Raw genomic sequence first — 24,683 nt, 5'->3', positions numbered from 1 at the left:
TTCGAGGTATGTCTCCCGCCAGTACCGGGGCGTCCACCGTCGTGGGCGCCGTTCCGTCCGTCCCCTCCGCCGCCTCCTCCGCCGTCCCCTCCTCCGACTCCCGTATGGCCCCCGGCGGCCCCGGCTACCGCCGGATGAGCTTCGCCCTCTTCCTGGCCGGCGTGGCGACCTTCGCCCTCCTGTACTCCACGCAGGCGCTGCTGCCGCTGATCTCCGGCGAGTTCGGCGTCGCGGCGAGCGAGGCGAGCTGGACGGTGGCGGCGGCCACCGGCGGGCTGGCCCTGTTCGTGCTGCCGATGAGCGCCCTGTCGGAGCGCTACGGCCGCCGTACGGTGATGACGGCCTCGCTGGCGGTCGCGGTGACCGTCGGGCTGCTGGTCCCCTTCGCCCCGTCGCTGGGCGCGCTGGTCGTCCTGCGCGGTCTTCAGGGCGCCGCCCTGGCCGGTCTGCCGGCCTCGGCGACCGCCTACCTGGCGGAGGAGGTGCGGCCCAAGGCGCTGATCACGGCGATCGGCCTGTTCGTGGCGGGCAACAGCGTCGGCGGGATGAGCGGCCGGGTCATCACCGGCTGGGTCGCGCAGGAGTGGGGCTGGCGGGTGGCCGTCGGCGTGATCGGCGCGGTCGCGGTGGGCTGCGCGGTGGCGTTCCGGCTGCTGCTGCCGGCGCCGCGGCACTTCGTGGCGGGCTCGCTGCGCCCCCGCGTCCTGGCCCGCACGGTCCGCGACCACCTCACCGACCCGCTGCTGCGCCGCCTGTACGCGATCGGCGCGCTGTTCATGACGGTGTTCGGCGGGGTGTACACGGTGATCGGCTACCGCCTGACGGAGGCGCCGTTCTCGCTGCCGCAGGGCATCGTCGGCTCGATCTTCCTGGTGTACCTGGTGGGCACGGTGTCGGCGTCGACGGCGGGCCGGCTGGTCGGCCGGCTGGGCCGGCGCGGGGCGCTGTACCTGGCCGGCGGCACGACGGCGGCGGGCCTCCTGCTCTCCCTGGCGGACTCGCTGGCCCTGGTCCTGCTGGGCCTGGTCCTGATCACGTCGGGCTTCTTCGCGGGCCACGCGGTGGCGTCCTCGGCGGTCAGCAAGACGGCGACCACCGGCCGGGCGCAGGCCTCCGCCCTCTACCAGTCCGCTTACTACATCGGCTCCAGCGCGGGCAGCACCGTCGGCGCCACGGCCTTCCACGCGGGCGGCTGGGCCGGCACGGTCGGCGTGGGCGTCCTGGCGGTGCTCGGCGTCGTGACGATCACGGCGTTCGGCACACGGGCGGCGCGGGTCGCGGCCCGCCGGGAGCCGGTGGCCGCGCACTGACCTTCCCCGCACCCCTTCCTCCCCCACTCCTTCCTTCCCCCCACTCCTTCCTTCCCCCCACTCCTCCCGTCCCCTCGCTCCGGACCGTCCGTCCGTGGTCGCCGCCGGCTCCGGCGGACCACGACCGTCCGGGCGGGGGGTCCGTCGGGTACCGGGCCGGATGCGGCCGGTCCGGCACCCGGCGAAACCCCCTCCACCTGGGCTTTCGTCGACTCAGGGGGCCGTTGTCAGTGGCCTGCGTTAGCTTCTGGAGTACTGGACGCACGCACAGGCGCGTGACAGAAACGGCCACAGGGGTGGGTGGACGACGATGACGGACGGTACGGCGACGGTGGACGACCTCGACGCCAGGCTGGAGCGGCACCGGGTCGAGCTGACGGGCTACTGCTACCGGATGCTCGGCTCGTCCTTCGAGGCCGAGGACGCGGTGCAGGACACCCTGGTGCGCGCCTGGCGCAGCTACGACACCTTCGAGGGACGTTCCAGCCTGCGCTCGTGGCTCTACCGCATCGCGACCAACGTGTGCCTGGACATGCTGACGGCGGGCAACAAGCGGGCCCGGCCGATGGACCTCACGGAGTCCACCCCGCTCTCCCGGGCGGCCCTCTCCCCCCGCCCGGACACCACCTGGCTGGAGCCGATGCCGGACGCGCGCGTGCTGCCCGCGGTCGAGGACCCGGCGGAGGCGGCCGTCGCCAAGGAGTCGGTGCGGCTCGCGTTCATGGCCGCGTTGCAGCGGCTGCCGCCCAAGCAGCGGGCGGTGCTGATCCTGCGCGAGGTCCTGGCGTGGCGGGCGAGCGAGGTCGCCGAGCTGCTCGGCACGACGGTCGCCTCGGTCAACAGCGCGTTGCAGCGTGCCCGCGCGACCCTCGCCGAACAGCGGGACAGGGCGGCGGACGCGGCCGTGTCGGACCCGCTGGACGAGGAGCAGCGGAAGCTGCTGGAGCGCTACGTGGCCGCCTTCGAGGGGTACGACATGACGGCGCTGACGCAGCTGCTCCACGAGGACGCGGTCATGACGATGCCGCCGTTCGACCTGTGGCTGACGGGCCACGCGGACATCACCGGCTTCATGACGACGATCGGCTCCGCCTGCACGGGCTCCCGGCTGCTGCCGGTCCGGGTCAACGGCCTGCCGGGCTTCGCCCAGTACAAGCCGGACCCCGAGGCGGGCGGACACACGCCGTGGGCGATCCAGGTGCTGGAGATCTCAGACGGCGGCCTCACCGGTTTCCACTTCTTCCTCGACACCCGGCGCTGGTTCCCCCTCTTCGGCCTGCCCCTCCACCTCGAAGGGGAGCCCGACGAGGTCGAGCAGGGCGCGTAGCGCCGGGTCGGGAGCGCGCAGCCGGAGGCGCCCCCCGGCCCGCCGGGCCGTGAGCCGGAGCCGGGCCAGCGCGTCGACGGCCGGGAGACCGGGTGGCCCGAGCCCGGCGACGTCGCACACCACGACCGCCGCCCCGGTCCCGTCCAGCAGCGCCCTCAGGTCGTCGCAGAGGCCCGCCACCCGGGTCCGGGTGAGGGGTCCGCACAGGCCGATCACCGGCGGTCTCGTCGCGTCCACGAGCGGTAGACCGGGCGGAACGGCGCGACTCATCGCCTTCCCACTCCTAATATGTGCAGGACATCGGCTAAGGCTTTTAGGAAACTCCCTGGTCGACGTCAGTCACGGCCGCGACGACACCGGAGACCTCATGGCACGCGCAGGGCTGACCCCCGGACGTCTGGCCCGGGCGGGGGCGGAACTCGCCGACGAGGTCGGCTTCGAGCAGGTCACCGTCTCGGCGCTCGCCCGGCGGTTCGACGTCAAGGTCGCGAGCCTGTACGCGCACGTGAGGAACTCGCACGACCTGAAGACGAAGATCGCCCTGCTCGCCCTGGAGGAGCTGGCCGACCGCGGATCCGCCGCCCTGGCCGGCCGCGCCGGGCAGGACGCCCTCGCCGCCCTGGCGAACGTCTACCGCGACTACGCCCGCGAGCACCCCGGCCGCTACGCCGCCGCCCGGTTCCCCCTGGACCCCGAGGCCGCCGCGGCCGGCGCGGGCCCCCGGCACTCCCGGATGACCCGGGCGATCCTGCGCGGCTACGACCTCACCGAGCCGGACCAGACCCACGCGGTCCGTCTGCTGGGCAGCGTCTTCCACGGCTACGTCAGCCTCGAACTGGCCGGCGGCTTCAGCCACAGCGCCCCCGACTCCCAGGAGTCGTGGGACCGCATCCTGGACGCCCTCGACGCCCTGCTGCGCACCTGGCCCACGACGGGGGCGGGGCGCGGTGGCGCGGCGCGGGCCGACGCCCCCGACCTGCCCGGACAAGCGACGTAGGCCGATCGTGATCTTCCCAGGTGGCGATCACGCGATCACCTCACGGCGATCCCGCCACCGTGCACGTCCTGCCGGACGCGAACAGACCGCCGCTGGTCGTCGGCGTCACGGTCGGCAACACCCGTGACAGCGAAGGCCGGGCGTCAAGTCACGACACCCGCCCACGGATTGAGCGTACGACCGCACGTCCCGGCCATGGGGCGAGGCCACCCGCAGCGGATGCGACGCCGCCTGATCAGTGCTGTCCTGGAAGAAAGGTGCAACACACCGCCACGCTGAGCCCTCTTTCCGAGGCCGTGGTAGGGCACACGCTCGGTCCGGCCCGTGCGGAACGCAGGGCGAAGTCCGCCGGTTTCGCGGGCACATCAAGCAGCCAAGCGTGATCGTCATTCACTCACTCCGGAGACACGCTATGCCCACGCAGAAGCAGATGGTGAGCTCCCTGAACTTCGCCGGAAACGGCGAGCGGCCACTGATGCCGTCTGAGCTCACACAATTGCGGCCGGTACTCGCAACCGGCGAACGGCCTGCCGAGATGGTCGAGCGTGCCAGCCGCCAGCGCATCCACGTGCTCACCGACTCCGACGACGGCCCGCCGAAGCCGGAGATCGGCCGCGTGGAGGGAGCCGACGGCAATGTGTGGCATGTCGACGTGCCGGTCGGGACCGCGGGGGACGTTCCTTTGCCCGGCAGGACCGCGATCCAAGGCCTCAGGCAGGAACCGTTGTCCGGGACCGATCACGACGGGGACGTGCCACCCCATCGCCCCGACTGGCTCGACCTCTTCTATGTGCCACGCGTTCTTCCCAGTCGCAGGCAGAAGCAGAAGCCGATCAGTCGACTGGACGGGGACGGCACGCAACTGAGATGGGTCATCGGCCCCGACAACCGGCAGGAACTGAACGAGACAAGCTGGCCTTGGGGCTGCGTGGGAAAGATCTTCACCAGCGCGGGATGGACTGGATCAGGGGCGCTCGTCGGCCGCCGCGTTCTCCTCACGGCCGGCCATGTGGTGCCGTGGGCTGACGTCGCGGCAGGAAACTGGTGGATGCGTTTCGTGCCCGCTCACTACAACGGCACGTCCCTCCATGGCGCCGGCGTCCAGTCTTACGTATCGGATGTGTCCGGCTTCAACCCAGACCTGGCAGGGGGCGAGACCGCAGCCTACGACAGGGCCGTTTGCCGACTGTACGAGCCGCTCGGGGACCAACTCGGTTTCTTCGGAATGGGACACTACCTCCCCGCCTGGAACGGCCAGTCGTGGTGGACCAACATGGGCTACCCGTACATCTACTGGCTCCTGGGAACCAGCTACGAGAGCGGAATCAGCGTGCACGCCGCCTACAGTGACATCAATGGAGGCATCGAATGCCTCCACTACGGCGATATCACCCCTGGTGCTTCCGGCGGCCCGATGTTCGCCTTCTTCGGTCAGGGCAATCCCCGCATCATCGCTGTTCAGTCCTCGGACAATGCGGATGCTTCCGCTGGAATGGTCAACTACGCGGCCGGCGGCCCGGGCCTTGTCGACGACGTGGTGTGGGCGCGCCAGAACTGGGCATAGACCAGCTGCTCGTCCGCAGGTCGAGCAGCTGGTGGTCCGCGTGGTGATCCCGACGGAACTGCCCAGGTCGTGCCGCGCCGCGTTTCCCCGGCCGTCGAGCGGACAGCCGCCTGGGAAAGGCCCGTACACCGCCGACCGAAACCGAGGCCATGCCCGCCGCCCCGAAACCCTGGATCACCACGCCCGTCACGGCCGACCTCCTGCGGGGAGCCCTGGAGGTGGAGCGCACCGACCACGGCGTCCTGCCGCACCGCCTGCCCGCCGCCGCCCGCGCCCAGTGCCCCGACGCCCAGCTCGCGATGGTGGAGTCACAGCCCTCGGGCGTACGGCTGGCCTTCCGGACCCGGGCGACCGCCGTCGAACTCGACTCGCTGCGCACCCGGCGCGTCTACGTCGGCGCCCCGCCCGTCCCTGACGGCGTCTACGACCTGCTCGTCGACGGCCGCCTGAGCGGGCAGGCGAGCGTCACCGGCGGCCGCACGGTGACCATCGACATGAGCGACGGGACCGTCGAGCACCGGACCGGCGAACCGGGCACCGTCCGCTTCACGGACCTGCCCCCGGGCCGCAAGGACATCGAGATCTGGCTGCCCCACAACGAGACGACCGAACTCCTGGCCCTGCGCACCGACGCCCCCCTCGAACCTGCGCCGGCCGACCCGAGCCGCAAGGTCTGGCTGCACCACGGCAGCTCGATCAGCCACGGCTCCGACGCCGCGAGCCCCACCGCCATCTGGCCCGCCCTGGCCGCCTCCCTCGGCGGCGTGGAACTGGTCAACCTGGGGCTGGGCGGCAGCGCCCTGCTCGACCCGTTCACCGCGCGGGCCATCCGGGACCACCCCGCCGACCTGATCAGCGTCAAGGTGGGCATCAACCTGGTCAACCTCGACGTGATGCGGCTCCGCGCGTTCGGCCCCGCCGTCCACGGCTTCCTCGACACCGTCCGGGAGGGCCACCCCACCACGCCGCTGCTGGTCGTCTCCCCGATCCTGTGCCCCGCGCACGAGGACACACCCGGCCCCAGCGCGCCGGACCTCGACGGGCTCGCCGAGGGGCGGCTGGGCTTCGTCCCGCTGGGCGACCCGGCGGAGGTGGCGGCGGGCAAGCTGACACTGCGGGTCGTCCGGACGGAACTGGAACGGATCGTCGCACAGCGGGCCGCCGATGATCCACACCTCCACTATCTGGACGGGCGGGAGCTGTACGGCGAGGCCGACGCCGTCGAGCTGCCGCTGCCCGACGGGCTGCACCCCGGTGCCGACGCTCACCGGCTCATCGGGGAGCGGTTCGCCGCGCTGGTCTTCGGGGAGGGCGGGGCGTTCGGGTGAGAAGTCCCGGCCTGCCGCCTTTGCTCAGCCTCGGCGGGCGGCGCCGTCTGGCCACTTGCGGCGCAGACCGCCGCCGTACTTGTGGTCCCAGGCGCGGAAGGCGCGAGCCGTGGACTCCAGTTGCTCGGTCTCCCGAGCGCCGAGCCGCCCGCAGCGGCATGGTCGTGCGGCGGAGCTGCGGGCTGGAGCCATCCCTCCAGGGGGTCAAGCAGGGCGGCCCCGCCAGACTGTGACTGTCGCCTGTCAGGCCATGAGCCGATCGGCCTTGTGCCGCAATTCTTCGGCTGCCGCCATGCCAGGGAATCGGTTCAGCCTCAGCCGCATGTCTTTGACGGCGTGGTGGACCTTCACAGAGCGGATGCCGTCGGCGCAGTCGATGAACTCGTTCCATGTGGACAGGGCACCATCCATGTCACCTTGTCGGAGGCGCACGCCGCCGAGGTCGGCGAGGACGATGGCACGGGTACGCCGCCGGTCCAGGCCATGGATCTCGAGGGCGAGGCGCAGATGCTCTTCAGCCGCGTCGAGGTCTCCGAGGCGGGAAAGGATCATGCCGGATTCATGGGCCCATCGGCCGGGCGAGTAATGGGCAGCCCAGGATTCGCCGGGTTCGTCGGGAGAGACGCTGATGGCGGTCTCGGAGAGCGCGAGATGGCGGATGGCGGTACGTCGGTCGTCGTCCTGGGCTGCGGCGTTGGCGAGGGTGGCCTCGTAGTAGGCGACGGCCCGCGGGTTCTCCGAGTGCCGGCCGTAGTGGACACATGCTTCGCCGAGCTGTACGGCCTCGGCTCGGTATCCCAGGTCGATGGCCTGGACAGCGAGACCTCGCAGGGCGGTCGCGGACAGTTCGGGATGCCCTGCTTCGGCCGCGAGCCGGTAAGCATGCGCGTAGTACTGCTGGGCCCGTCCCTGGTGTTCCGTGTCGCGGCCCTCGTCCTGGGCCATCCATCCGGCCAGGTGGACGAGTTGCGACGTGGCCGCGAACAGTTCGCGGCCGGTGGATTCGGTGAATCTGCCGTTCAGCCAGGGGGCTACGTCCTGCGTCAGGTAGCGGACCGCGAGGTGGCGGGCATGGCCGCCACCGAGTTCGGCAGCGGAGTCGCCGAGCGCTTTGACCATCTGCCGGATGGCGGTCACTTCACCCTTGCCTACGCGTACGGCCCCGGCCGGAACCATACGGGTGCGGCGCACGATGCTTTCCAGATCGGGCAGTGCAAGCGCGCTGAGGGCGTAACCGCTGGATGCGGCCAGGAAGTTCCGGCGATCCACGTCATTCCTTCCAAGGACAAGGACTGACTCCACGGTATCTGCGGGCGTCGGGTCCTCTGCAGCGGTATCCGACGGGGGGACAACCCGCATGTCCAGGTCGAGGACCTGGACGATGTACGGCAACCAGTATTCAGGCTTCCGCTTCCCGCTCTCCCACCGGTAGACAGCCTGTCGTTCCAGCTGAGTCGGGCCCCGGCCTTCGGCGATGCCCAGCTCGCGGGCGAGCTTGGCCAGTCCCCAGCCCTTCGCTTCGCGCGCTTGTCGGATCACGTCCCCGATGCTCGTGTTCCCCGGCACTTGTGCCTCCCCTGGACTACACGGGCCTACACCTGGACCACAGCCTGGCCCCTCCTCTGTTTTCCTGCTGGGTCGTTGACTGAACATCACGCTTTCGTGCAGACCAGAGAGGCCAACCAACAGGTGATCACCCACGCCACGCCGATCAAGCGCGATGTGACGTATGACGGCCGTGCCCGGCAAGCCGCCCTGCCGATCGCCCTGCACCGAACCGATGGCGGGACCGAGGAGACGATCCTGATCCTTACGGCCGGCGAGGTGGAGCTCTGCGCAATTCAGCTGGAGCAGGCCATCGGCCGGCGAGAGCCAGCCCGCGAGCGAAGCCTTCGATGACCCAGCCCTGCACCAGGGGCGGGACTTCGCTACCGGGCCTGGAGTTGGGGACGCCGTGTGTCGCACCTCCGGAACCGCAGCGGCGCTACGGTCCCGGACATCCCCTGCCGACGGACCGTTTGCCGGGATAACTCACTCAGCACGAAAGCCAGGAGGACCGCCGTGTACGAGATGCGTCCGGCCGCCGCCGAGGATCAGAAAGCAATCGCCGCGATGGTGCGAGCGCGCATGGCTTGGATGCGTGAGCGTGGTGTCCCCGACTGGCCCCGAACCGACGACGACGTGGACACCATCGCCTCCCAGGCCGCCGACCCGAACTTCCCCGTCTGGGTACTCGCCGACGGCGGCCAGATCGTCGGCTGCACCACCGTGTTCACCACGACGCCGGAATGGGGCTGGACGGCTGAGGAACTGGCCCAGAGCGCGTATTTCTTGGCAACGTCGTTCACCCACCCCGCCCGCCGACGGGACCAGCCCGGCCCCCTGATGGCGTGGTGGGTCCTGGACCGAGCTGCCCACGAAGGCGTCGAGTGGGTGCGCCGCGGCACGTTCGTGGAACGGCTCATGACCTACTACCGCGACGTTCAGGGCTGGGAGTTGATCCACACGCCCCGGCGCAAGAACCGCACCGCGTACCTGATGGCTCGCCGGGCAGAGGCCCTGCCCGACCTGGCGGCGGTGATCAAAGACTCCGGCACTCCGCCTGAGTGACGGTTGCACCACACGTCTTGTCCCGATGAGAAAGGTGATCGCCATGCAGCAGAAGACTCCGTTCGAGGAACTGTTCGCCGACCAGGAGATCCGTGAGGTTCCGGGCCTGGACCTGCTCTACACCAAGAAGCAGGGCAGTTCGGACACGCAGACCGAGACCGACGACATCTGACAGTCCTCGGGGGCGGGCCAGGCGAAAGTGCCTGGCCCGCCGCCGGGGCAGGGAGGCGCGCGATGATCAAGATGGAGTTGACGGAAGGGGTCGACGCGGGCCTCTGGCAGTGGGACAGGCGCCGGTGGATCTCCGGTCGGTCCTGGATCGAGCCGTTCACGCACCCCGCGATCGAGCACCTCGTGGTCACCAATCCCGAATACGGCCAGTCGTGCCTGATCGTGCGTGAAGCCGTCAGCGGCCGACAACCGGTGACGATGATCCGGCGCGTGATGAGCGATCCGGATTACCGGCGGCAGGTCGAAGAGGTCGATGCCTGGCCCCTGGCGGCGGTGCGAGTGGAGATGGCCGCCGGGCAGGGCGTACGCATCACGTGCGGGGAACGCGGCGTTGCACCTCTTTACCTCCGCTCCACGAGAGGTCGGTTGGCTGTTTCGTGGGACCTGCTCAACCTGGAACCGGGGGCTGATGACCTGGACGCCCGCGAAGTGGCGGCGATGCTGGCCTACCGCACCCGCTACAGCACAGCGACGGTCTTCCGTACCATCCGCCAGCTCACCGAACGCTCGACCGCCACCTGGGACCACAGAACCGGCCTGAGCATCAATTACCCGGCCCCGGCCCTGCACTCCCGGCCCCGGATTCTGCACGCCGACGCCGATCCCGTGGCCGCGTTCGACGACTTGTTGCGACGCGAGATCACAGCCCGTCCGCTGTCCGCCGACGACTGTGTGGTGGAGTTGTCCGGAGGCATGGACAGCTCCATGACCGCACTCGCCCTCGCCGAGACCGTCGGCCCGGTCCGCACGGCGGCGCTCACGCTCGGCGGGGACATCGGTGATCAGCAACGCCGACGGCGCTGTGAGCTCTCCGCACGCGCCCGCCTCGGCCCCGACCTGACCGTACCCGTCGCAGAGTTCGGCCCCTTCCACCCCACCGGGCCCCGTGCCAGTGGCCGGCCCACCAGCCCCACGGACGGCACCTACGCCGAAGCCATGAACGAGTTGTACAGCCGACTAGGCGCTGCCGGTGCTCGGTGGGTGTTCACCGGGATCGGTGGTGACGAGCTGTGCTTCCAGCGGCCGGAGGAACGCACCCTCACCGGCGACCCGTGGAACCTGCACCCCGTGCCCGTCCACCTCGGCCCCCGTGCCCGGGACACCCTGCCTCACATCGAGGACGACCTGGCGCCCGCGTCCGTACTCCACGCCTCCACCCTCCTCGCCCTCGCTGTCCACAGCGCGACTGCCATGCGTCACGGCCTGTGGCCCGTCAGTCCGCTGGCCACCCCGCTCGTCTTGCGATTCGGTGAATCTCTGCCGCTGGCATGGCGGCGAGGCAAGAAGCTGATGCGTATTCGCCTTGAACAGGCTGGGTACTCCCGGGAGGTCGTCCACCCGCCACTGCGGGAGAACTTCGCAGCCACATGCGAAGCGGCCATGCTTCAGAACGGCCTGCCACTCCTGTACCAGTGGCTGCCCGGGTCGATCCTCGCCCTTCAGGGCCTGCTGGATTCCGTCGCGCTGACGACGGAATGCGCAGTCGTAGCCACTACTGGGCACGGGGCCAGCGAGTTGTACCGGCCCCTGGCTTTGGAGGCCGCCCTGCGCTCCCTGGCCCTGCCGGCGGTGGCGCCGACACCGTAAAGGCATCAAAGGCGCGTTCAGGTGGGTTGTCTCGGCCCTACATCGCTTGCCTGCACGCGTCGAGGCAACTCCCATGCGGCCATTTCTTCATCGTCTGCCGGCGCCTTCCTACCGCCCAGATGCGGCAGTTCTGCCGTGGTGCGACCTGCGGGCAGCACGGAAGTGTGGCCCCAGACGCAAGGACCCCCGCAGCCGCGCGAACGGCCCGGGGGCATGGCCCACGCTGACTAGGAGCGTCGACAGTCCATGCTTATCACGCAGCTACTCGAACGGGTGAGAGTGGTCCTGTTCGGATCGCGTACCGCCGGCAGGCACAGGCGCCCTGCCACGCACCCCGTGACACTGCCTGCCTCCTCGCACCGTCTGTCGCCGGACGTCTGGGGCGCCCGGTTGGTCACCGTGCGCGGGCTCCGCGCGAAAAAGCGCCCAACGCCCACACAGACGCAGCCGCTCCGTAACCGGGAGGCAGAGGAAGCATGGGAGCCGACAGGCGCCCTCGTCCGGCCCTACGTGGCACACCTGGGCGCCTCGCCCCGGAACAACCGCGCGGATGCCCAGGCAACGCCCTGGGCAGGCCCCTGGGCGCACCCTTGGGGGGATGTGCGGTGACGATGACGATCGCGGTCTATCGGGTCGATCCGCGGACCGGCGTCCGCACCCAGGTACGGCCGGTGCGGACCGTCGAGCCTCCGGACGTGCCCGAACTCTTCGGCAGGTTCCCGCCCTGCGCCTGCCCGCTGTGCCGGGCGGGGACGGACGCGAGGCTGCGCGCCCAGGTGGCGGAGGTCAACAGGCGGAGTCGGGGGGCGCTGTGACGCGCGACGAGGGCAGCAGCGGGTGAACCCCGTCCCGGTGCCCCCGTCCGGGACGGGCAGCGCCCCCGGCTGCGGAGGCAAGGGCCGCAGTCGGGGGCGCGTCGCTGCCGGCGTCAGGCGATCCGCTCCAGTACCACCGGGGACGCCTCGTGCGCCGTGCCCGTCGGGGCGATGTCGTAGGAGCCCGTGATCGCCTCCAGGGCGTACGCGAAGCGTTCGGGGGTGTCGGTGTGCAGGGTCAGCAGGGGGCTGCCCTCGGTGACCGGGTCGCCGGGCTTGGCGTGGAGTTCGATGCCGGCGGCCGCCTGGACCGGGTCCTCCTTGCGGGCGCGGCCGGCGCCCAGGCGCCAGGCGGCGATGCCGATGTCGTAGGCGTCGAGGCGGGTCAGTACGCCCGAGGCGGGGGCCTTGACGACGTGCTGTTCCCGCGAGGTGGGGAGGGGGGCGTCCGGGTCGCCGCCCTGGGCGGTGATCATGCGGCGCCAGACGTCCATCGCGGAGCCGTCGGTGAGGGCCTTCGCCGGGTCGGCGCCCGTCACGCCGGCCGCGTCGAGCATCTCGCGGGCCAGGGCGATCGTCAGCTCGACGACGTCGGCGGGGCCGCCGCCCGCCAGGACCTCCACCGACTCGCGGACCTCCAGGGCGTTGCCCGCGGTCAGACCGAGCGGGGTCGACATGTCGGTCAGCAGGGCGACCGTGCGCACGCCGTGGTCGGTGCCCAGGCCCACCATCGTCGACGCCAGCTCGCGCGCGTCCTCGATCGTCTTCATGAAGGCGCCGGAGCCGACCTTGACGTCCAGGACGAGCGAGCCGGTGCCCTCGGCGATCTTCTTCGACATGATCGAGGAGGCGATCAGCGGGATCGCCTCGACGGTGCCGGTGACGTCCCGCAGGGCGTACAGCTTCTTGTCGGCGGGGGCCAGGCCGTCGCCCGCCGCGCAGATCACCGCGCCGGTGGTGTCGAGGACGTGCAGCATCTCCTCGTTGGAGAGCAGGGCGCGCCAGCCGGGGATCGACTCCAGCTTGTCCAGGGTGCCGCCGGTGTGGCCGAGGCCGCGGCCGGAGAGCTGCGGGACGGCCGCGCCGCAGGCGGCGACCAGCGGGGCCAGCGGCAGGGTGATCTTGTCGCCGACGCCGCCCGTGGAGTGCTTGTCGGCGGTGGGGCGGGACAGGGCGGAGAAGTCCATGCGCTCGCCGGAGGCGATCATCGCGGCCGTCCAGCGGGCGATCTCCCGGCGGTTCATCCCGTTGAGCAGGATCGCCATGGCGAGCGACGACATCTGCTCGTCGGCGACCTCGCCGCGGGTGTACGCGTCGATGACCCAGTCGATCTGCTCGTCGCTGAGTTCACCGCGGTCCCGCTTGGTGCGGATGACGGAGATGGCGTCCATGGCCATGGCTTTCCTTCCGGTGGTGCGCGAGACGTCCGGTGGGCAGGACGTCCGGTGGGGACGACGTCGCGGGAAGTGCGCGGCCCCTCCGTCCGGGTCGGGCGGTCGGAGGGGCCTCGGGGCGTTGCTTCGCGGGCGCGGTCGTTACTTGAGGTGGTCGGGGCCGAAGGCCTGCGGGAGCATCTCCGCCAGCGGCAGGATCCCGGCCGGTGTCTCCAGCAGCAGCTCGGGGCCGCCGAACTCGTACAGCAGCTGCCGGCAGCGGCCGCACGGGACGAGGATCTCGCCCCGGCCGTCCACGCAGGTGAAGTGCGTGAGCCGGCCGCCGCCGGTGCGCTGGAGCTCGGAGACCAGCCCGCACTCGGCGCACAGGCCGATGCCGTAGGAGGCGTTCTCGACGTTGCAGCCGGAGACCGTGCGGCCGTCGTCGACCAGGGCCGCGACCCCGACCGGGTAGCCCGAGTAGGGGGCGTAGGCGTGGCGCATGGCCTCCCGGGCCAGCTCCCGCAGGGCGTCCCAGTCGACCGGGGCGGCCGGGGTCATTTGCCCTGTCCCTTCCGGTACGGCAGGCCGTCCGCCTTGGGCATGCGCAGGCGTTGGGCGGACAGCGACAGCACCAGCAGGGTGACGAGGTACGGGGCGGCGGAGACGACCTGACGCGGGACCTCGTCCACACTGGCGTACCAGAGGAACATCACCGCCGAGACCACCACGGTGACGACGGCGGAGACGTACTTCTTCTGCCAGGCCAGGTAGGCCGCGCCGAACACCAGCAGGATCGCCAGCAGCAGGATCAGCGCGTGGACGTTGGTGGTGCCGCCGCGCAGGTTGAGGCTGTCGGTGTAGCCGAACAGACCGGCGCCGAGGGCGAGACCGCCCGGCATCCAGTTGCCGAAGATCATCGCGGCGAGGCCGATGTAGCCGCGGCCCGCGGTCTGGCCGTCGAGGTACACGTTGGACGCGACGATCGACAGGAAGGCGCCGCCGAGGCCGGCGAAGCCGCCCGAGACGATCACGGCGATGTACTTGTACTTGTAGACGTTGACGCCGAGGGACTCGGCCGCGACCGGGTTCTCGCCGCAGGAGCGCAGGCGCAGGCCGAAGGCGGTGCGCCACAGCACGTACCAGGTGGCCGGGACGAGGGCGACCGCGACGACGGTGAGCGGCGAGAGGTTGGTGACCAGGCCGCCGACCAGGCCCGCGAGGTCGGAGACGAGGAACCAGTGCTTCTCGTTCAGGGTCTCCAGCCAGGACGACAGGCCGGGGATGTCGAAGGTGCCGAGGGACTCGATCGGCGGGGACTGCTTGGAGGAGCCCTGCGGGACGTCCTCGAAGGTGAACTTCGACAGGTAGCGGGTGGTGCCCAGGGCCAGGATGTTCAGGGCCACACCGGAGACGATGTGGTTGACGTTGAAGGTGACGGTGGCGACGGCGTGCAGGACGGCGCCGAGCGCGCCGCCGATGATGCCGAAGGCGACACCGGTCCACGGGCCCCACTGGTAGCCGGCCCAGGCGCCGAACCAGGTGCCGAGGATCATCATGCCCTCGAGGCCGATGTTGACGACGCCCGCGCGCTCGGCCCACAGGCCGCCGAGGCCGGCCAGGCCGATCGGGACGGCCAGGCGCAGGGCGGTGGACATCTGGCCGGTCGAGGTGATGCCGTCCGCGCCGCTGATCAGGCGGACGATCGAGGTGAGGACCAGTACGCCCGCGATGACCAGCAGGAGTACCGGGAGAGACATGCGGCGGCCGCCCTTGCCGGGCTGCTTCGCCTGCGGCTTGGCGATGGTCGCGGTGGACATCAGGCCGCCACCTCCTTCTTGGCGTTGTTGTCGGCGGCCTGGGCGGCGAGCTCGGCGCCGACCCGCTTCTGCTGGCGGCGCAGCCCCCACTGGCGTACGGCCTCGTAGGAGATGACGACCGCGAAGACGATCAGGCCCTGCATGATCGTGGCGATCTCCTTCTCGTACGCGACCGGGGTGGCGTAGTCGAGGGCGGGGGACGTCTTCTCCAGGAAGGCCCACAGCAGGGCGGCCAGGGCGATGCCGCCCGGGTTGTTGCGGCCGAGCAGGGCGATGCCGATGGCGGTGAAGCCGAGGCCGGCCGGGAAGCTGAGGCTGTAGGTGTGGGCGTCGCCGAGCAGCAGCGGCAGGCCGGAGAGGCCGGCGACCGCGCCGGAGATCAGCATCGCGGTGAGGACCATGCGCTTGGCGTTGACGCCGGAGGCGGCGGCCGCCGTCTCGGAGGCGCCGGTGGCGCGCAGGTCGAAGCCGAAGCGGGTGCGGTTGAGGACGACCCAGTAGCCGATGCCGAGGGCGGCGGCGAGGAAGACCAGGCCGTAGATCTCACCGACGTCCGGGCCCAGGTCGATGCCGGGCACCCAGCCGGACTCCTTCATCTCGCCGGTGGTGACGTTGTCGCCGACCAGGACGCCGAAGTTGTCGCGGAGGGTCAGGTAGCCGATGAGGCTGGTGGCGATGGCGTTGAGCATGATCGTCGCGACGACCTCGCTGACGCCCCGGGTGACCTTCAGGACGCCCGCGATGCCCGCCCAGAACGCGCCGGTGAGCGCGCCGACCAGCAGCAGCAGCGGGATCTGGAGGAAGGACGGGAGCGCCACGTGCGCGCCGACCACCGCGGTCATCATGGCGGCGAGGCGGTACTGGCCGTCGACGCCGATGTTGAACAGGTTCATCCGGAAGCCGAGGGCGACCGCGAGGGCGGCGATGTAGTACAGCGACGCCTGGTTGATGATCAGGACCTGGATGTCGGAGTAGGGGATCTGCTCCAGCATCAGCCGGTACGGCTCGAAGGGGTTCTTGCCGGAGGCGATCAGCACGACCGAGGTCAGCAGGATCGCCGAGACCAGCGCGATGGCCGGGCCGGCCACCGCGAGGAGCAGCCGCTCCTTGTCGAACTTCTTCATCGGGCCTCGTCCTCCGGGGCGGCTTCTTCTTCGACGTGCTCGAGGTGCCCGGACGCGGCGCCGGTCATGGCCGAACCCAGTTCCTCCGGGGTGATGGTCGCGGGGTCCGCGTCGGCGACCAGCCTGCCGTCGTAGATCACGCGCAGGGTGTCCGACAGGCCGATGAGCTCGTCGAGGTCGGCGGAGATCAGCAGGACGGCCAGGCCCTCGCGGCGGGCCTCGCGGATGCGGTCCCAGATCTGCGCCTGCGCGCCGACGTCCACACCGCGGGTGGGGTGGGCGGCGATCAGGAACTTCGGGTCGTGGCTCATCTCGCGGCCGACGATCAGCTTCTGCTGGTTGCCGCCGGAGAGGGAGGCGGCGGTGACGTCGATGCCGGGGGTGCGGACGTCGTACTCCTCGACGATCCGGCGGGTGTCGGCCTGGGCGCCCTTGGGGCTCAGCCAGAAGCCCTTGGCGTTGGGGGTCTCGGTGACGTGGCCGAGGATGCGGTTCTCCCAGAGGGGGGACTCCAGGAGCAGGCCCTGGCGGTGGCGGTCCTCGGGGACGTAGCCGACGCCGGACTCGCGGCGCTTGCGGGTGGGCCAGCCGGTGATGTCCTCGCCGAGGAAGGCGATGGTGCCGGAGTCGGCGTGCCGGGTGCCGATCAGCGCGTCGATCAGCTCGGTCTGGCCGTTGCCCTCGACGCCGGCGATGCCCATGACCTCGCCGGCGTGGATGGTGAAGGTGACGTCGTCGAGGACGCGCTTGACGTCGCCGCCCCCCGCGAACTCGGTGAGGCCCTCGCCCGCGGGCTCCTCCTCCCAGCCGACGGAGGCGCCGCCGGCGGCGTGGACGGTCAGGTTCTCCACCGTGATGACGGGCCGGTCGGTGACCGTGGACTCGGCGGTCTCCGGGGTGGGCAGCTCGCTGCCGACCATCATCTCGGCGAGCTGGCGCGGGGTGGTCGCGGAGGGGACCGCGGTGCCGACGGTGGTGCCGCGGCGGATGACGGTGATGTCGTCGGCGACGGACAGCACCTCGCCCAGCTTGTGGGAGATGAAGATGACGGAGAGGCCCTCGGACTTCAGCTCGCGCAGGTTGGCGAAGAGCGCGTCGACCTCCTGCGGGACGAGGACGGCGGTCGGCTCGTCGAGGATGAGGGTGCGGGCGCCGCGGTAGAGGACCTTGAGGATCTCCACGCGCTGGCGGTCGGCGACGCCGAGGTCCTCGACCAGGGCGTCGGGGCGGACGCCCAGGCCGTAGCGGTCGGAGATCTCCTTGATCTTCCGGCGGGCGCCGCCGCCGATGCCGTACAGCTTCTCGCTGCCGAGCACCACGTTCTCCAGGACGGTCAGGTTGTCCGCGAGCATGAAGTGCTGGTGGACCATGCCGATGCCGCGCGAGATCGCGTCGGCCGGGCTGCCGAAGCTCACCTGCTCGCCGTCGACCGCGATGGTGCCCTCGTCCGGCTTCTGCATGCCGTAGAGGATCTTCATCAGGGTCGACTTGCCCGCGCCGTTCTCACCGACCAGGGCGTGCACGGTCCCCTTGCGGACGGTCAGGTGGATGTCGTGGTTGGCGACGACACCGGGGAATCGCTTGGTGATGCCCGCGAGCTCCACCGCGACGGTCGACGGGGCGGTGGGCGGAGGGCTGCTGGACGCGTCGATGGCGCACTCTCCTCGGGAAAGGGGCCTCTCTACGCGCGTAGCGCCCCTGCATTGAATAGTGCCCGGACCTGATCGACTCGTTTCGGAGCCGATCTGTTCCGAGCATTCTGCCGCGCGAACGGGGCACCGGGAGGTCATGTTCCCAGGGCCCCGTTCCGTGGCCGTAACGCTGTCATCACAGCGCCCTTTTGGCCATGCCTTCGACAGGCCGTCGACAGGCCCGCGACACGGTCGTCAGGAGGTCTTCACCGTGATCGTGCCGGCCTTGATGGCCTCCGCGGCCTTGGTGACGGCGTCCTGGATCGTCTTGTCCGAGGAGAACGTCGGGTTGGAGGAGGCCAGGCTCACACCGCCGTTGGAGAGGCTGCCGCGGACCACGCCGGACTGCGGCTTGCCGTCCTTCACGGACTTCGCCAGGTCGTAGACCGCGCCCTCGACGTTCTTCATGGCGGAGGTCAGGATCGAGGACTTGTACGCCTTCAGCGCGTCCTGCTGGTACTGGTCGGAGTCGACGCCGATCGCCCAGATCTTGGCGGCGCTGGCGGCCTTGATGACACCCTGGCCGGACAGGCCGGCGGCCGCGTAGACGACGTCCGCGCCGGCGTCGATCTGACCCTCGGCGGCACTCTGGCCCTTGTCGGGGCTGGAGAAGCCGCCCTCGGCGGCGGTCTCGGTCAGGTACTGCTCCTTGACCGTGACGCCCTTCTTGGTGTCCTGGACGCCCTGCTTGAAGCCGGCCCCGAACTTGTGGATCAGCGGGACGTCGACACCGCCGACGAAGCCGACGACATTCGACTTGGTGGCCTTGGCGGCGGCGACGCCGGCCAGGTAGGAGGCCTGCTCCTCGCTGAAGACGAGGTCGGCGACGTTGTCGGCCTTGACCTGCTCGTCGTCGACGATGCCGAAGGTGGTGTCCGGGAACTTCGCGGCGGCTTCCTTGACGGCGGGCGCGTAGGCGTAGCCGACGCCGACCACCGGGTTGTAGCCCTGCTTGGCCAGGGTCTCCAGGCGCTGCACCTTGTCCGCGTCCGACTCGCCGTCCTGCGGCTCCACGGCGGTGGACGTGTAGCCGAACTCCTTGTCGGCCTTCTCCATGCCCGAGGTGGCGGCGTCGTTGAAGGACTGGTCGCCCTTGCCGCCGACGTCGTACGCGAGGGCGAGGCCCAGGTTCTTGTCGTCGCCCGAGGAGGCGGCGGACGACGTGGACGAGCTTCCGCAAGCGGAAACGGTGACGGCGAGGGCTGCGGTGGCAACACCCGCAACCGCGATACGGGACACCCGGCGCATGGAACGAAACTCCTTCGTGCAAGCGCCCAAACCAGGCGCTGGTTCCGGCGCAGCGTAACGCGCGTAGACCGGACGGAAAAACCCTTCTGTCCGGTCCGTTATCGAGATGTGGCCACAGTTACTGTCCAGACTACGGACAGCTGAGCGCCCCTTGCCGTGGGCAAGGGGCGCTCAGCTGCGAGGACACCCGTGGGGGGCGTATCAGGGGTCGGACGGAGGTCCGGACGGGCGGAAGCGCTACCGGAATTTTATTCGCCGAGTCCGTCCATGATGCGGGCTGGGCGTCGTTCGTGAACATGCTGGAGTACAAGGCCGCCCGGTACGGGCGCACCCTGGTGAAGATCGGCCGGTTCGAGCCGACGAGTCAGGTCTGCTCCACCTGCGGGGTCAAGGACGGTCCAAGCCCCTCGACGTCCGGGAATGGACCTGCAGCGCCTGCGGCACGGTCCACGACCGGGACCACAACGCCGCGATCAACATCGAAACGGCCGCCGGACTGGCGGTATCGGCCTGCGGAGCGCCGGTAAGACCGGGAGCGATCCCGGCACAGCGCGAAGAAACAGGAAGCCACGGATTCCCGACCGGAAACCGTGCCGCGATGGGGGCACCCCCTGCTCGAACGTAGTTGAGAGCTTGGGGGAGGCACGGCAACCAGTCAGGAAGGCCAGAATCCTCGCCCTTCAGGGCGAGGAGCATGTCAATTGGTGTTGACGGTGACCTTGCCGTCGACGATGTCCTGCTTGGCCGCGTTCACGGCGGCGACGACCTCGGTCATGGCCTGGTACTTGGGGTTGGAGTCGGCGAAGCCGACGCCGTCGTTGGAGAGGCTGCCGCGGACCACGCCGGACAAGGGCTTGCCGTCGTGGACGGACTTGGCGAGGTCGTAGACCGCGCCGCCGACGTTCTTCAGGGCGGAGCCGAGGATGTAGTCCTTGTAGGTGGCGAGCGAGCTCTGGTTGTACTGGTCGGAGTCGACGCCGATGGCCCACACCTTCTTGGCGGCGGCCTCGGAGATCACGCCCTGGCCGGAGAGGCCGGCCGCGTGGTAGATGACGTCGGCGCCGGCGTCGATCTGGCCGCTCGCGCCCGCCTTGCCCTTGTCGGGGCTGGAGAAGCCGCCCTCCTGGGGGGTCTCCGTCAGGTACTGCGACTCGATCTTGATCGCCGGGTCGACGGACTTGGCGCCCTGGACGTAGCCGGCCTCGAACTTGTGGATTAGCGGGATGTCCACACCGCCGATGAAGCCGATGTGGCCCGTCTTGGAGGCCTTGGCGGCGGCGACGCCGGCCAGGTAGGAGGCCTGCTCCTCGTGGAAGACCAGGTCGGCGACGTTCTTCGCCTGGACGGTCTCGTCGTCGATGATCCCGAAGGTGGTGTCGGGGAACTTGGCGGCGACCTCCTTGACGGCCGGCGCGTAGATGTAGCCGACGCCGATCACCGGGTTGTAGCCGGCCTGGGCGAGCTGGGTGAGGCGCTGCACCTTGTCCGCGTCCGACTCGCCGTCCTGCGGCTCGACGTCCCGGCCGCCCATCTTGAATTCCTTGTCGGCCTTCTGGAAGCCGGCGTAGGCGGCGTCGTTGAACGACTGGTCGCCCTTGCCGCCGATGTCGTAGGCGAGGCCGATGCCCTTGCCGGTGTAGGTGCCGGACTCCTTGGCGTCGGCGGCCTTGGAGCCGGTGCTGGACTCGCCGCAGCCGGCGGCCGCGAGCGCGACGGCCGCGACGGTCACCGCGGCCCGGGAGAACCCGGTCCTCCGAGATATGAGACGCACAGCAGCCACCCCTTCATCCCCACGGCGCCGTCACCGGCCCGCTCGTCCCCAATGTGACGCCTGCGGCGCGGCTCCCCGACGGGCCGTTCCGGCTGGCGATTCCGGCGCACAGTAACGCGCGTAGAAGGGGAGGGGAACGGGGTTCCTCGCGGCCGTTATCGATTCGTGCCGACCGTGCGTTACGGGCGGCGTCCGCCGGTTACGGCCGGGTGACACGAGCGGACGAAGGGGCGCCTTTCCGGCGCCCCTCCGGTCGGTACGACGGTCGGTACAGCGGCCGGTACGACGGCCGGCGCGCGCTCAGTTCACGCGGGTCGCCGCGTCGAGCAGCGCGGCGGCGGTGAACAGCTCCACACCGACCTTGATCGAGAGTTCGTCGGCGTCGAAGTCGCCCTGGTGCAGGTCGCGGACGGTGCGCTCGCCGGGGGTGCGGACGCCGAGGCGGGCCATGGCGCCGGGCACGCGCTCCAGGTACCAGGAGAAGTCCTCGCCGCCGAGGCTCTGCTCGGTGCCCTCGACGGACGCCTCGCCGTGCCGGGCGAGCATGGCGTCCCGCAGGAGGGCGGTCACGCCGGGCTCGTTGACGACCGGGGGGACCCCACGGACGTAGTTGATCTCGGACTTGGCGCGGTGCAGGTTGGCGACCTCGTCGATCGCGGCGACCACGAGGTCGGGGGCCTGGCGCCAGGCCTCGATGTCCAGGCAGCGCACGGTGCCGGACAGTTCGGCGTGCTGCGGGATGACGTTCGGGGCGTGGCCGCAGTCGATCCGGCCCCAGGTCACCGCGAGGCCGGCCCGGGTGTCGACCCGGCGGCCGACGAGCGCGGGGACGTCGGTGACGACCCGGGCGGCGGCGGTGACGAGGTCGGTGGTCAGGTGGGGGCGGGCGGTGTGGCCGCCGGGCCCGTCGAGGGCGATCTCCAGCCGGTCGCAGGCGGAGGTGATGGCGCCCTCCCGCAGTCCGATCAGACCGGCGTCGACACGGGGGTCGCAGTGCACGGCGATGATCCGGCCCACGCCCTCCAGCGCGCCGTCCTCGATGGCCTCGGCGGCACCGCCCGGCAGCACCTCCTCGGCGGGCTGGAAGATCAGCCGGACCGGGCGCGGGAGCCGGCCCTGGCGGTGCAGGTCGGCGAGGACGAGACCGGCGCCGAGGACGACGGTGGTGTGCACGTCGTGGCCGCAGGCGTGCGCGCGGTCGGGCACGGTGGAGCGGTAGGAGCACTCCGTCTTGGTGTCCGGGATGGGCAGCGCGTCGATGTCGGCGCGCATCGCCAGGACGGGGACGCCGTCCGTCCAGTCGCCGATGTCACAGATGAGCCCGGTTCCGCTGGACAGGACGCGCGGCTTCAGGCCCGCCTTCTCCAGGCGCTCCTTGATCGCTGCGGTCGTGCGGAACTCCTGGTTGCCGAGCTCCGGGTGCATGTGCATGTCGCGGCGGAAGGCGACGAGCTCGGCGCGCAGGGATTCCGGAAGGGTGCCGGGGAGCGCGTCTTCCCCGGCGGAATCGGCCTCGGACTCTCGGGACATCTGTTGCTTCACCCTCTGAAGGGTAGGACGCCGAGGCGGTCAACTGACCCGATCAACAAAACTTCAACCCATTCGGTGAAGAAAAGTTGGCCGCGCGGCGCATGGCTGTCATTCGAGGTGGGTAAACTCGGCCGACTTCGCCCGAGTGATCATGACATCGCCACCCATCTCACTCTTTCCTCTCTCCACGGATACCACGGCACAGGGAAACCACGCCGTGCCTGTCCATCTGCCGGAACCCGCGTCGCGGTCCGCGGACCGGGGCCGGTACGCGGAGGTACCGGCCCCCGGCACCTCCGTGACGCCGGGCCGCGGCTCCTTGGGGGAGTTCGGCCGTTGGGAGGACGGCCGTTCCTCCCCCGGCGTTCACCGGCCCTCGCTACAGTCCGCCCCGTGACGGAACCGAACGGGCCGGCGGACCCCGGTCATGTGCGGGACGCCCGGGTGTCCTACGACGCGATCGCCGAGGAGTACGCGCGCCGCGTCCCGGACGGACTCGGGCACCGGCCCCTGGACCGGGCCCTGCTCACCGGGTTCGCCGAGCTGGTCAGGGAGCGGGGGACCGAGCCGGTGGCGGACGTCGGCAGCGGACCCGGCCATGTGACGGCCCGCCTCCACGACCTCGGCGTACCCGTCTTCGGCGTCGACGTCTCGCCCCGCATGGTGGCCCTCGCCCGCCGCACCCACCCCCGGCTGCGCTTCCACGTGGGCTCGATGGAGTCCCTGGCCCTGCCGGACGCGACCCTCGGCGGCCTGCTCTGCCTGCACTCGGTCATCCATGTGCCGGACGAGCGGCTGCCCGTGCTGTTCGGGGAGTTCCGGCGGGTCCTCGTGCCCGGCGGCCACCTGCTGCTCGGCTTCCGGACGGGCGACGGTGAGGAGGAGCGGCTCACCGAGCGGTTCGGTCACCCGGTCTCGCTGCCCTGCTTCTGGCGCGGCCCGGACGCGGTGACCGCTCGGCTCGCGGGGGCCGGGCTGGAGGTGCGGGCGCGGGTGACGCGGGAGCCGGAGGGGGAGGAGACGCGGGGCCGGGCCTTTCTGCTGGTGCGCAGGCCGGAGGGGGCGGGACGCGGGGCCGCCGCGAGGTGACGCGGGCGTCGCTCGTCGTGGTCGCGGGCGTCGCTCGTCGTGGTCGCGGGCGGCGCTCGTCGTGGTCGCGGGCGGCGCTCGTCGTCGTCGCGGGCGTCGCTCGTCGTCGTCGCGGGCGTCGCTCGTCGTCGTCGCGGGCGTCGCTCGTCGTCGCGGGTGCCTGCGCTACGCCACGCTCACCACCGTCGCCAGCCGGTCCACCCCCCGGGCCGTTCCCGTCACGCCGGAGAGGAAGCCGTGGGCGCGGGGGGAGGCGTGGGCGGTGAGCCAGGTGGGGTCGATGTCGCAGACGGCGACGCGGACGCCGGTGCCGGCCAGGGCGAGGGGGAGGGTGTGGACGACGGTGGAGGGGAAGCTGAGGACGGTGCTGCCGATGGGGCCCCGGCGGGCGATCAGTTCCAGGGGGAGCTCGGGGCGGACGATCTCCAGACCGGTCTCGCCGGCCAGCCGGTGGAGCTTGTCGGCGCTCTCGCGGCGGTGGGCGAAGTAGCGGGTGGCGCCGTGCGCCCGGGCGAGGGCGCCGACGGCGTGCAGGTAGCGGTCGCCGTCGACGACGCCCGTCTCGACGAGGGAGGTGCCGACCAGGTCCGCGCCCCTCGTGACGCGGGGCGGGCCGAAGCGGGCGCGGGTCCAGGCGAAGGTGTGGGGGGTGACCGTGACGTCAGCGGGGGCCTCGGTCACCGGCATGGAGGAGAAGACCTCCACCCGCCGGTCCGCGCGGGGTGTCAGGCGGCGGCGGGCGGAGGCGGACACCGGGGCGAAGAGCAGGTCGCGGGGTCCGGGGGTGCCGCCCTTGCGGTGCCAGCGCACCAGGCGCTCGCCGCGGGCGAGCTGTCCGACGAACTCCATGGTGGCCGTGCCGTCGTCGACGACGACCAGGTCGGCGGCCCGGGTGATGGTCAGCAGGAGCTGGACGTAGCGGGAGAAGGGGTCTCCCATGACGACCCGGCGTGCCCCGCGCAGCAGGGGGGCGAGGCCGCCGATGGTGCGGAAGGGGGCCGTGGTGCCGCCGCGGGCCTCCTCCCAGCGGACCTCGTGGCCCTCCTCGCGGGCCAGCTCGGCCATGCGGCGCAGCTGGCCGCGGGTCATCGGGTCGGTCGGGGACAGGACGACGAGGGTGAGCCCCGCGCCGGGTTCCTCCTGGGGGTGGAGTTCCTGGGCGTGCGCCCACTCCAGGACGTTCAGGAGCTGCACCGGGCTCTCGACGAACGCGAGGGTGTGGGGAGTGGTGCCGGTGGACCCGGCGCGAGGGCTCATCGTCGTACGAC

General features: G+C 71.0%; 22 protein-coding genes and 1 pseudogene. 12 read left to right on the top strand and 11 right to left on the bottom strand.

Features of this window, described 5'->3' with window-relative positions; translation table 11 throughout:
- Positions 1 to 8 precede the first annotated feature (8 nt).
- Together ACFYWQ_RS07205 and ACFYWQ_RS07200 are read left to right on the top strand one after the other, a co-directional pair.
- Positions 9 to 1,310, top strand: coding sequence for an MFS transporter (locus tag ACFYWQ_RS07205; RefSeq protein WP_389513594.1), 1,302 nt, complete (start codon positions 9 to 11; stop codon positions 1,308 to 1,310).
- A gap of 310 nt (positions 1,311 to 1,620) precedes the next feature.
- Complete coding sequence (locus ACFYWQ_RS07200; protein ID WP_389513592.1) at positions 1,621 to 2,637, top strand: sigma-70 family RNA polymerase sigma factor; 1,017 nt, start codon at positions 1,621 to 1,623, stop codon at positions 2,635 to 2,637.
- On the opposite strand, the gene ACFYWQ_RS07195 is transcribed toward ACFYWQ_RS07200, so the two are convergent.
- Positions 2,521 to 2,907 (bottom strand): STAS domain-containing protein, encoded by a 387-nt coding sequence (locus ACFYWQ_RS07195; protein WP_389513590.1) that lies wholly within the window; start codon positions 2,905 to 2,907, stop codon positions 2,521 to 2,523. The genes ACFYWQ_RS07200 and ACFYWQ_RS07195 overlap by 117 nt on opposite strands.
- A gap of 97 nt (positions 2,908 to 3,004) precedes the next feature.
- Between ACFYWQ_RS07195 and ACFYWQ_RS07190 the strand changes: the two genes are divergently transcribed.
- The 3 genes from ACFYWQ_RS07190 to ACFYWQ_RS07180 all read left to right on the top strand — a co-directional run bounded on the left by ACFYWQ_RS07190 (position 3,005) and on the right by ACFYWQ_RS07180 (position 6,526).
- On the top strand, positions 3,005 to 3,634 hold the full coding sequence (locus ACFYWQ_RS07190; protein WP_389513588.1) for a TetR/AcrR family transcriptional regulator: 630 nt from the start codon (positions 3,005 to 3,007) through the stop codon (positions 3,632 to 3,634).
- 412 nt (positions 3,635 to 4,046) lie between these two features.
- The gene (locus ACFYWQ_RS07185) at positions 4,047 to 5,198 is read left to right on the top strand and encodes a trypsin-like serine peptidase (RefSeq protein ID WP_389513587.1); all 1,152 of its coding nucleotides are present in this window, start codon (positions 4,047 to 4,049) and stop codon (positions 5,196 to 5,198) included.
- 149 nt (positions 5,199 to 5,347) lie between these two features.
- The gene (locus ACFYWQ_RS07180; RefSeq protein WP_389513585.1) at positions 5,348 to 6,526 is read left to right on the top strand and encodes a GDSL-type esterase/lipase family protein; all 1,179 of its coding nucleotides are present in this window, start codon (positions 5,348 to 5,350) and stop codon (positions 6,524 to 6,526) included.
- Positions 6,527 to 6,769: 243 nt separating this feature from the next.
- On the opposite strand, the gene ACFYWQ_RS07175 is transcribed toward ACFYWQ_RS07180, so the two are convergent.
- Positions 6,770 to 8,065 carry a tetratricopeptide repeat protein gene (locus ACFYWQ_RS07175; protein ID WP_389513583.1) on the bottom strand — a complete coding sequence of 432 codons (1,296 nt, stop codon included), beginning with the start codon at positions 8,063 to 8,065 and terminating at the stop codon, positions 6,770 to 6,772.
- Positions 8,066 to 8,188: 123 nt separating this feature from the next.
- On the opposite strand from ACFYWQ_RS07175, the gene ACFYWQ_RS07170 reads away from it, so the two are divergent.
- The 5 genes from ACFYWQ_RS07170 (at position 8,189) to ACFYWQ_RS07150 (ending at position 11,769) form a co-directional block, all read left to right on the top strand.
- Positions 8,189 to 8,425, top strand: a complete 237-nt coding sequence (locus ACFYWQ_RS07170; RefSeq protein ID WP_389513582.1) for a hypothetical protein — start codon at positions 8,189 to 8,191, stop codon at positions 8,423 to 8,425.
- Positions 8,426 to 8,482: 57 nt separating this feature from the next.
- Complete coding sequence (locus ACFYWQ_RS07165) at positions 8,483 to 9,136, top strand: GNAT family N-acetyltransferase (protein WP_389513580.1); 654 nt, start codon at positions 8,483 to 8,485, stop codon at positions 9,134 to 9,136.
- Positions 9,137 to 9,179: 43 nt separating this feature from the next.
- Positions 9,180 to 9,308 (top strand): hypothetical protein, encoded by a 129-nt coding sequence (locus tag ACFYWQ_RS07160; RefSeq protein ID WP_268893758.1) that lies wholly within the window; start codon positions 9,180 to 9,182, stop codon positions 9,306 to 9,308.
- Positions 9,309 to 9,370: 62 nt separating this feature from the next.
- A complete protein-coding gene (locus ACFYWQ_RS07155) occupies positions 9,371 to 10,954 on the top strand; it encodes an asparagine synthase-related protein (RefSeq protein ID WP_389513578.1) in 1,584 nt (527 codons plus the stop codon).
- A gap of 605 nt (positions 10,955 to 11,559) precedes the next feature.
- Positions 11,560 to 11,769 (top strand): hypothetical protein, encoded by a 210-nt coding sequence (locus tag ACFYWQ_RS07150; RefSeq protein WP_389513577.1) that lies wholly within the window; start codon positions 11,560 to 11,562, stop codon positions 11,767 to 11,769.
- A 113-nt stretch (positions 11,770 to 11,882) separates the two neighbouring features.
- On the opposite strand, the gene ACFYWQ_RS07145 is transcribed toward ACFYWQ_RS07150, so the two are convergent.
- The 6 genes from ACFYWQ_RS07145 to ACFYWQ_RS07120 form a co-directional block, all read right to left on the bottom strand.
- A complete protein-coding gene (locus ACFYWQ_RS07145; protein ID WP_389513576.1) occupies positions 11,883 to 13,166 on the bottom strand; it encodes a thymidine phosphorylase in 1,284 nt (427 codons plus the stop codon).
- A 138-nt stretch (positions 13,167 to 13,304) separates the two neighbouring features.
- Positions 13,305 to 13,703: a cytidine deaminase gene (locus ACFYWQ_RS07140; protein WP_389513574.1), complete on the bottom strand. Its 399-nt coding sequence runs from the start codon at positions 13,701 to 13,703 to the stop codon at positions 13,305 to 13,307.
- Entirely contained in the window at positions 13,700 to 14,962 is a 1,263-nt protein-coding gene (locus ACFYWQ_RS07135) for an ABC transporter permease (protein ID WP_389513573.1), read from the bottom strand. The genes ACFYWQ_RS07140 and ACFYWQ_RS07135 overlap by 4 nt, the downstream gene beginning before the upstream one ends.
- A complete protein-coding gene (locus ACFYWQ_RS07130; RefSeq protein ID WP_389513571.1) occupies positions 14,962 to 16,086 on the bottom strand; it encodes an ABC transporter permease in 1,125 nt (374 codons plus the stop codon). Before ACFYWQ_RS07130 ends, ACFYWQ_RS07135 begins: the two co-directional genes overlap by 1 nt.
- Positions 16,083 to 17,738, bottom strand: a complete 1,656-nt coding sequence (locus ACFYWQ_RS07125) for an ABC transporter ATP-binding protein (RefSeq protein ID WP_389514382.1) — start codon at positions 17,736 to 17,738, stop codon at positions 16,083 to 16,085. Before ACFYWQ_RS07125 ends, ACFYWQ_RS07130 begins: the two co-directional genes overlap by 4 nt.
- A 234-nt stretch (positions 17,739 to 17,972) precedes the next feature.
- Positions 17,973 to 19,025, bottom strand: coding sequence for a BMP family protein (locus ACFYWQ_RS07120; protein ID WP_389513569.1), 1,053 nt, complete (start codon positions 19,023 to 19,025; stop codon positions 17,973 to 17,975).
- A gap of 254 nt (positions 19,026 to 19,279) precedes the next feature.
- On the opposite strand from ACFYWQ_RS07120, the pseudogene ACFYWQ_RS07115 reads away from it, so the two are divergent.
- Positions 19,280 to 19,650, top strand: a pseudogene (locus ACFYWQ_RS07115) (zinc ribbon domain-containing protein); the annotation flags it as partial.
- Positions 19,651 to 19,722: 72 nt separating this feature from the next.
- On the opposite strand, the gene ACFYWQ_RS07110 reads toward ACFYWQ_RS07115, so the two are convergent.
- Positions 19,723 to 20,787: a BMP family protein gene (locus ACFYWQ_RS07110; RefSeq protein ID WP_389514380.1), complete on the bottom strand. Its 1,065-nt coding sequence runs from the start codon at positions 20,785 to 20,787 to the stop codon at positions 19,723 to 19,725.
- A 309-nt stretch (positions 20,788 to 21,096) separates the two neighbouring features.
- Positions 21,097 to 22,326, bottom strand: a complete 1,230-nt coding sequence (locus ACFYWQ_RS07105) for an amidohydrolase (protein WP_389514378.1) — start codon at positions 22,324 to 22,326, stop codon at positions 21,097 to 21,099.
- Between the two features lie 393 nt (positions 22,327 to 22,719).
- Between ACFYWQ_RS07105 and ACFYWQ_RS07100 the strand changes: the two genes are divergently transcribed.
- Entirely contained in the window at positions 22,720 to 23,415 is a 696-nt protein-coding gene (locus ACFYWQ_RS07100; RefSeq protein WP_389513567.1) for a class I SAM-dependent DNA methyltransferase, read from the top strand.
- A 165-nt stretch (positions 23,416 to 23,580) separates the two neighbouring features.
- On the opposite strand, the gene ACFYWQ_RS07095 is transcribed toward ACFYWQ_RS07100, so the two are convergent.
- A complete protein-coding gene (locus ACFYWQ_RS07095) occupies positions 23,581 to 24,672 on the bottom strand; it encodes a hypothetical protein (protein ID WP_389513565.1) in 1,092 nt (363 codons plus the stop codon).
- Between the last annotated feature and the right edge of the window lie 11 nt (positions 24,673 to 24,683).

Origin of the sequence: Streptomyces sp. NPDC003247 (assembly GCF_042888135.1) — a bacterium.
Taxonomy (GTDB): Bacteria; Actinomycetota; Actinomycetes; order Streptomycetales; family Streptomycetaceae; genus Streptomyces.
The sequence above is the reverse complement of the archived record's forward strand: the minus strand, read 5'-3'. Positions and strand labels throughout refer to the sequence as shown.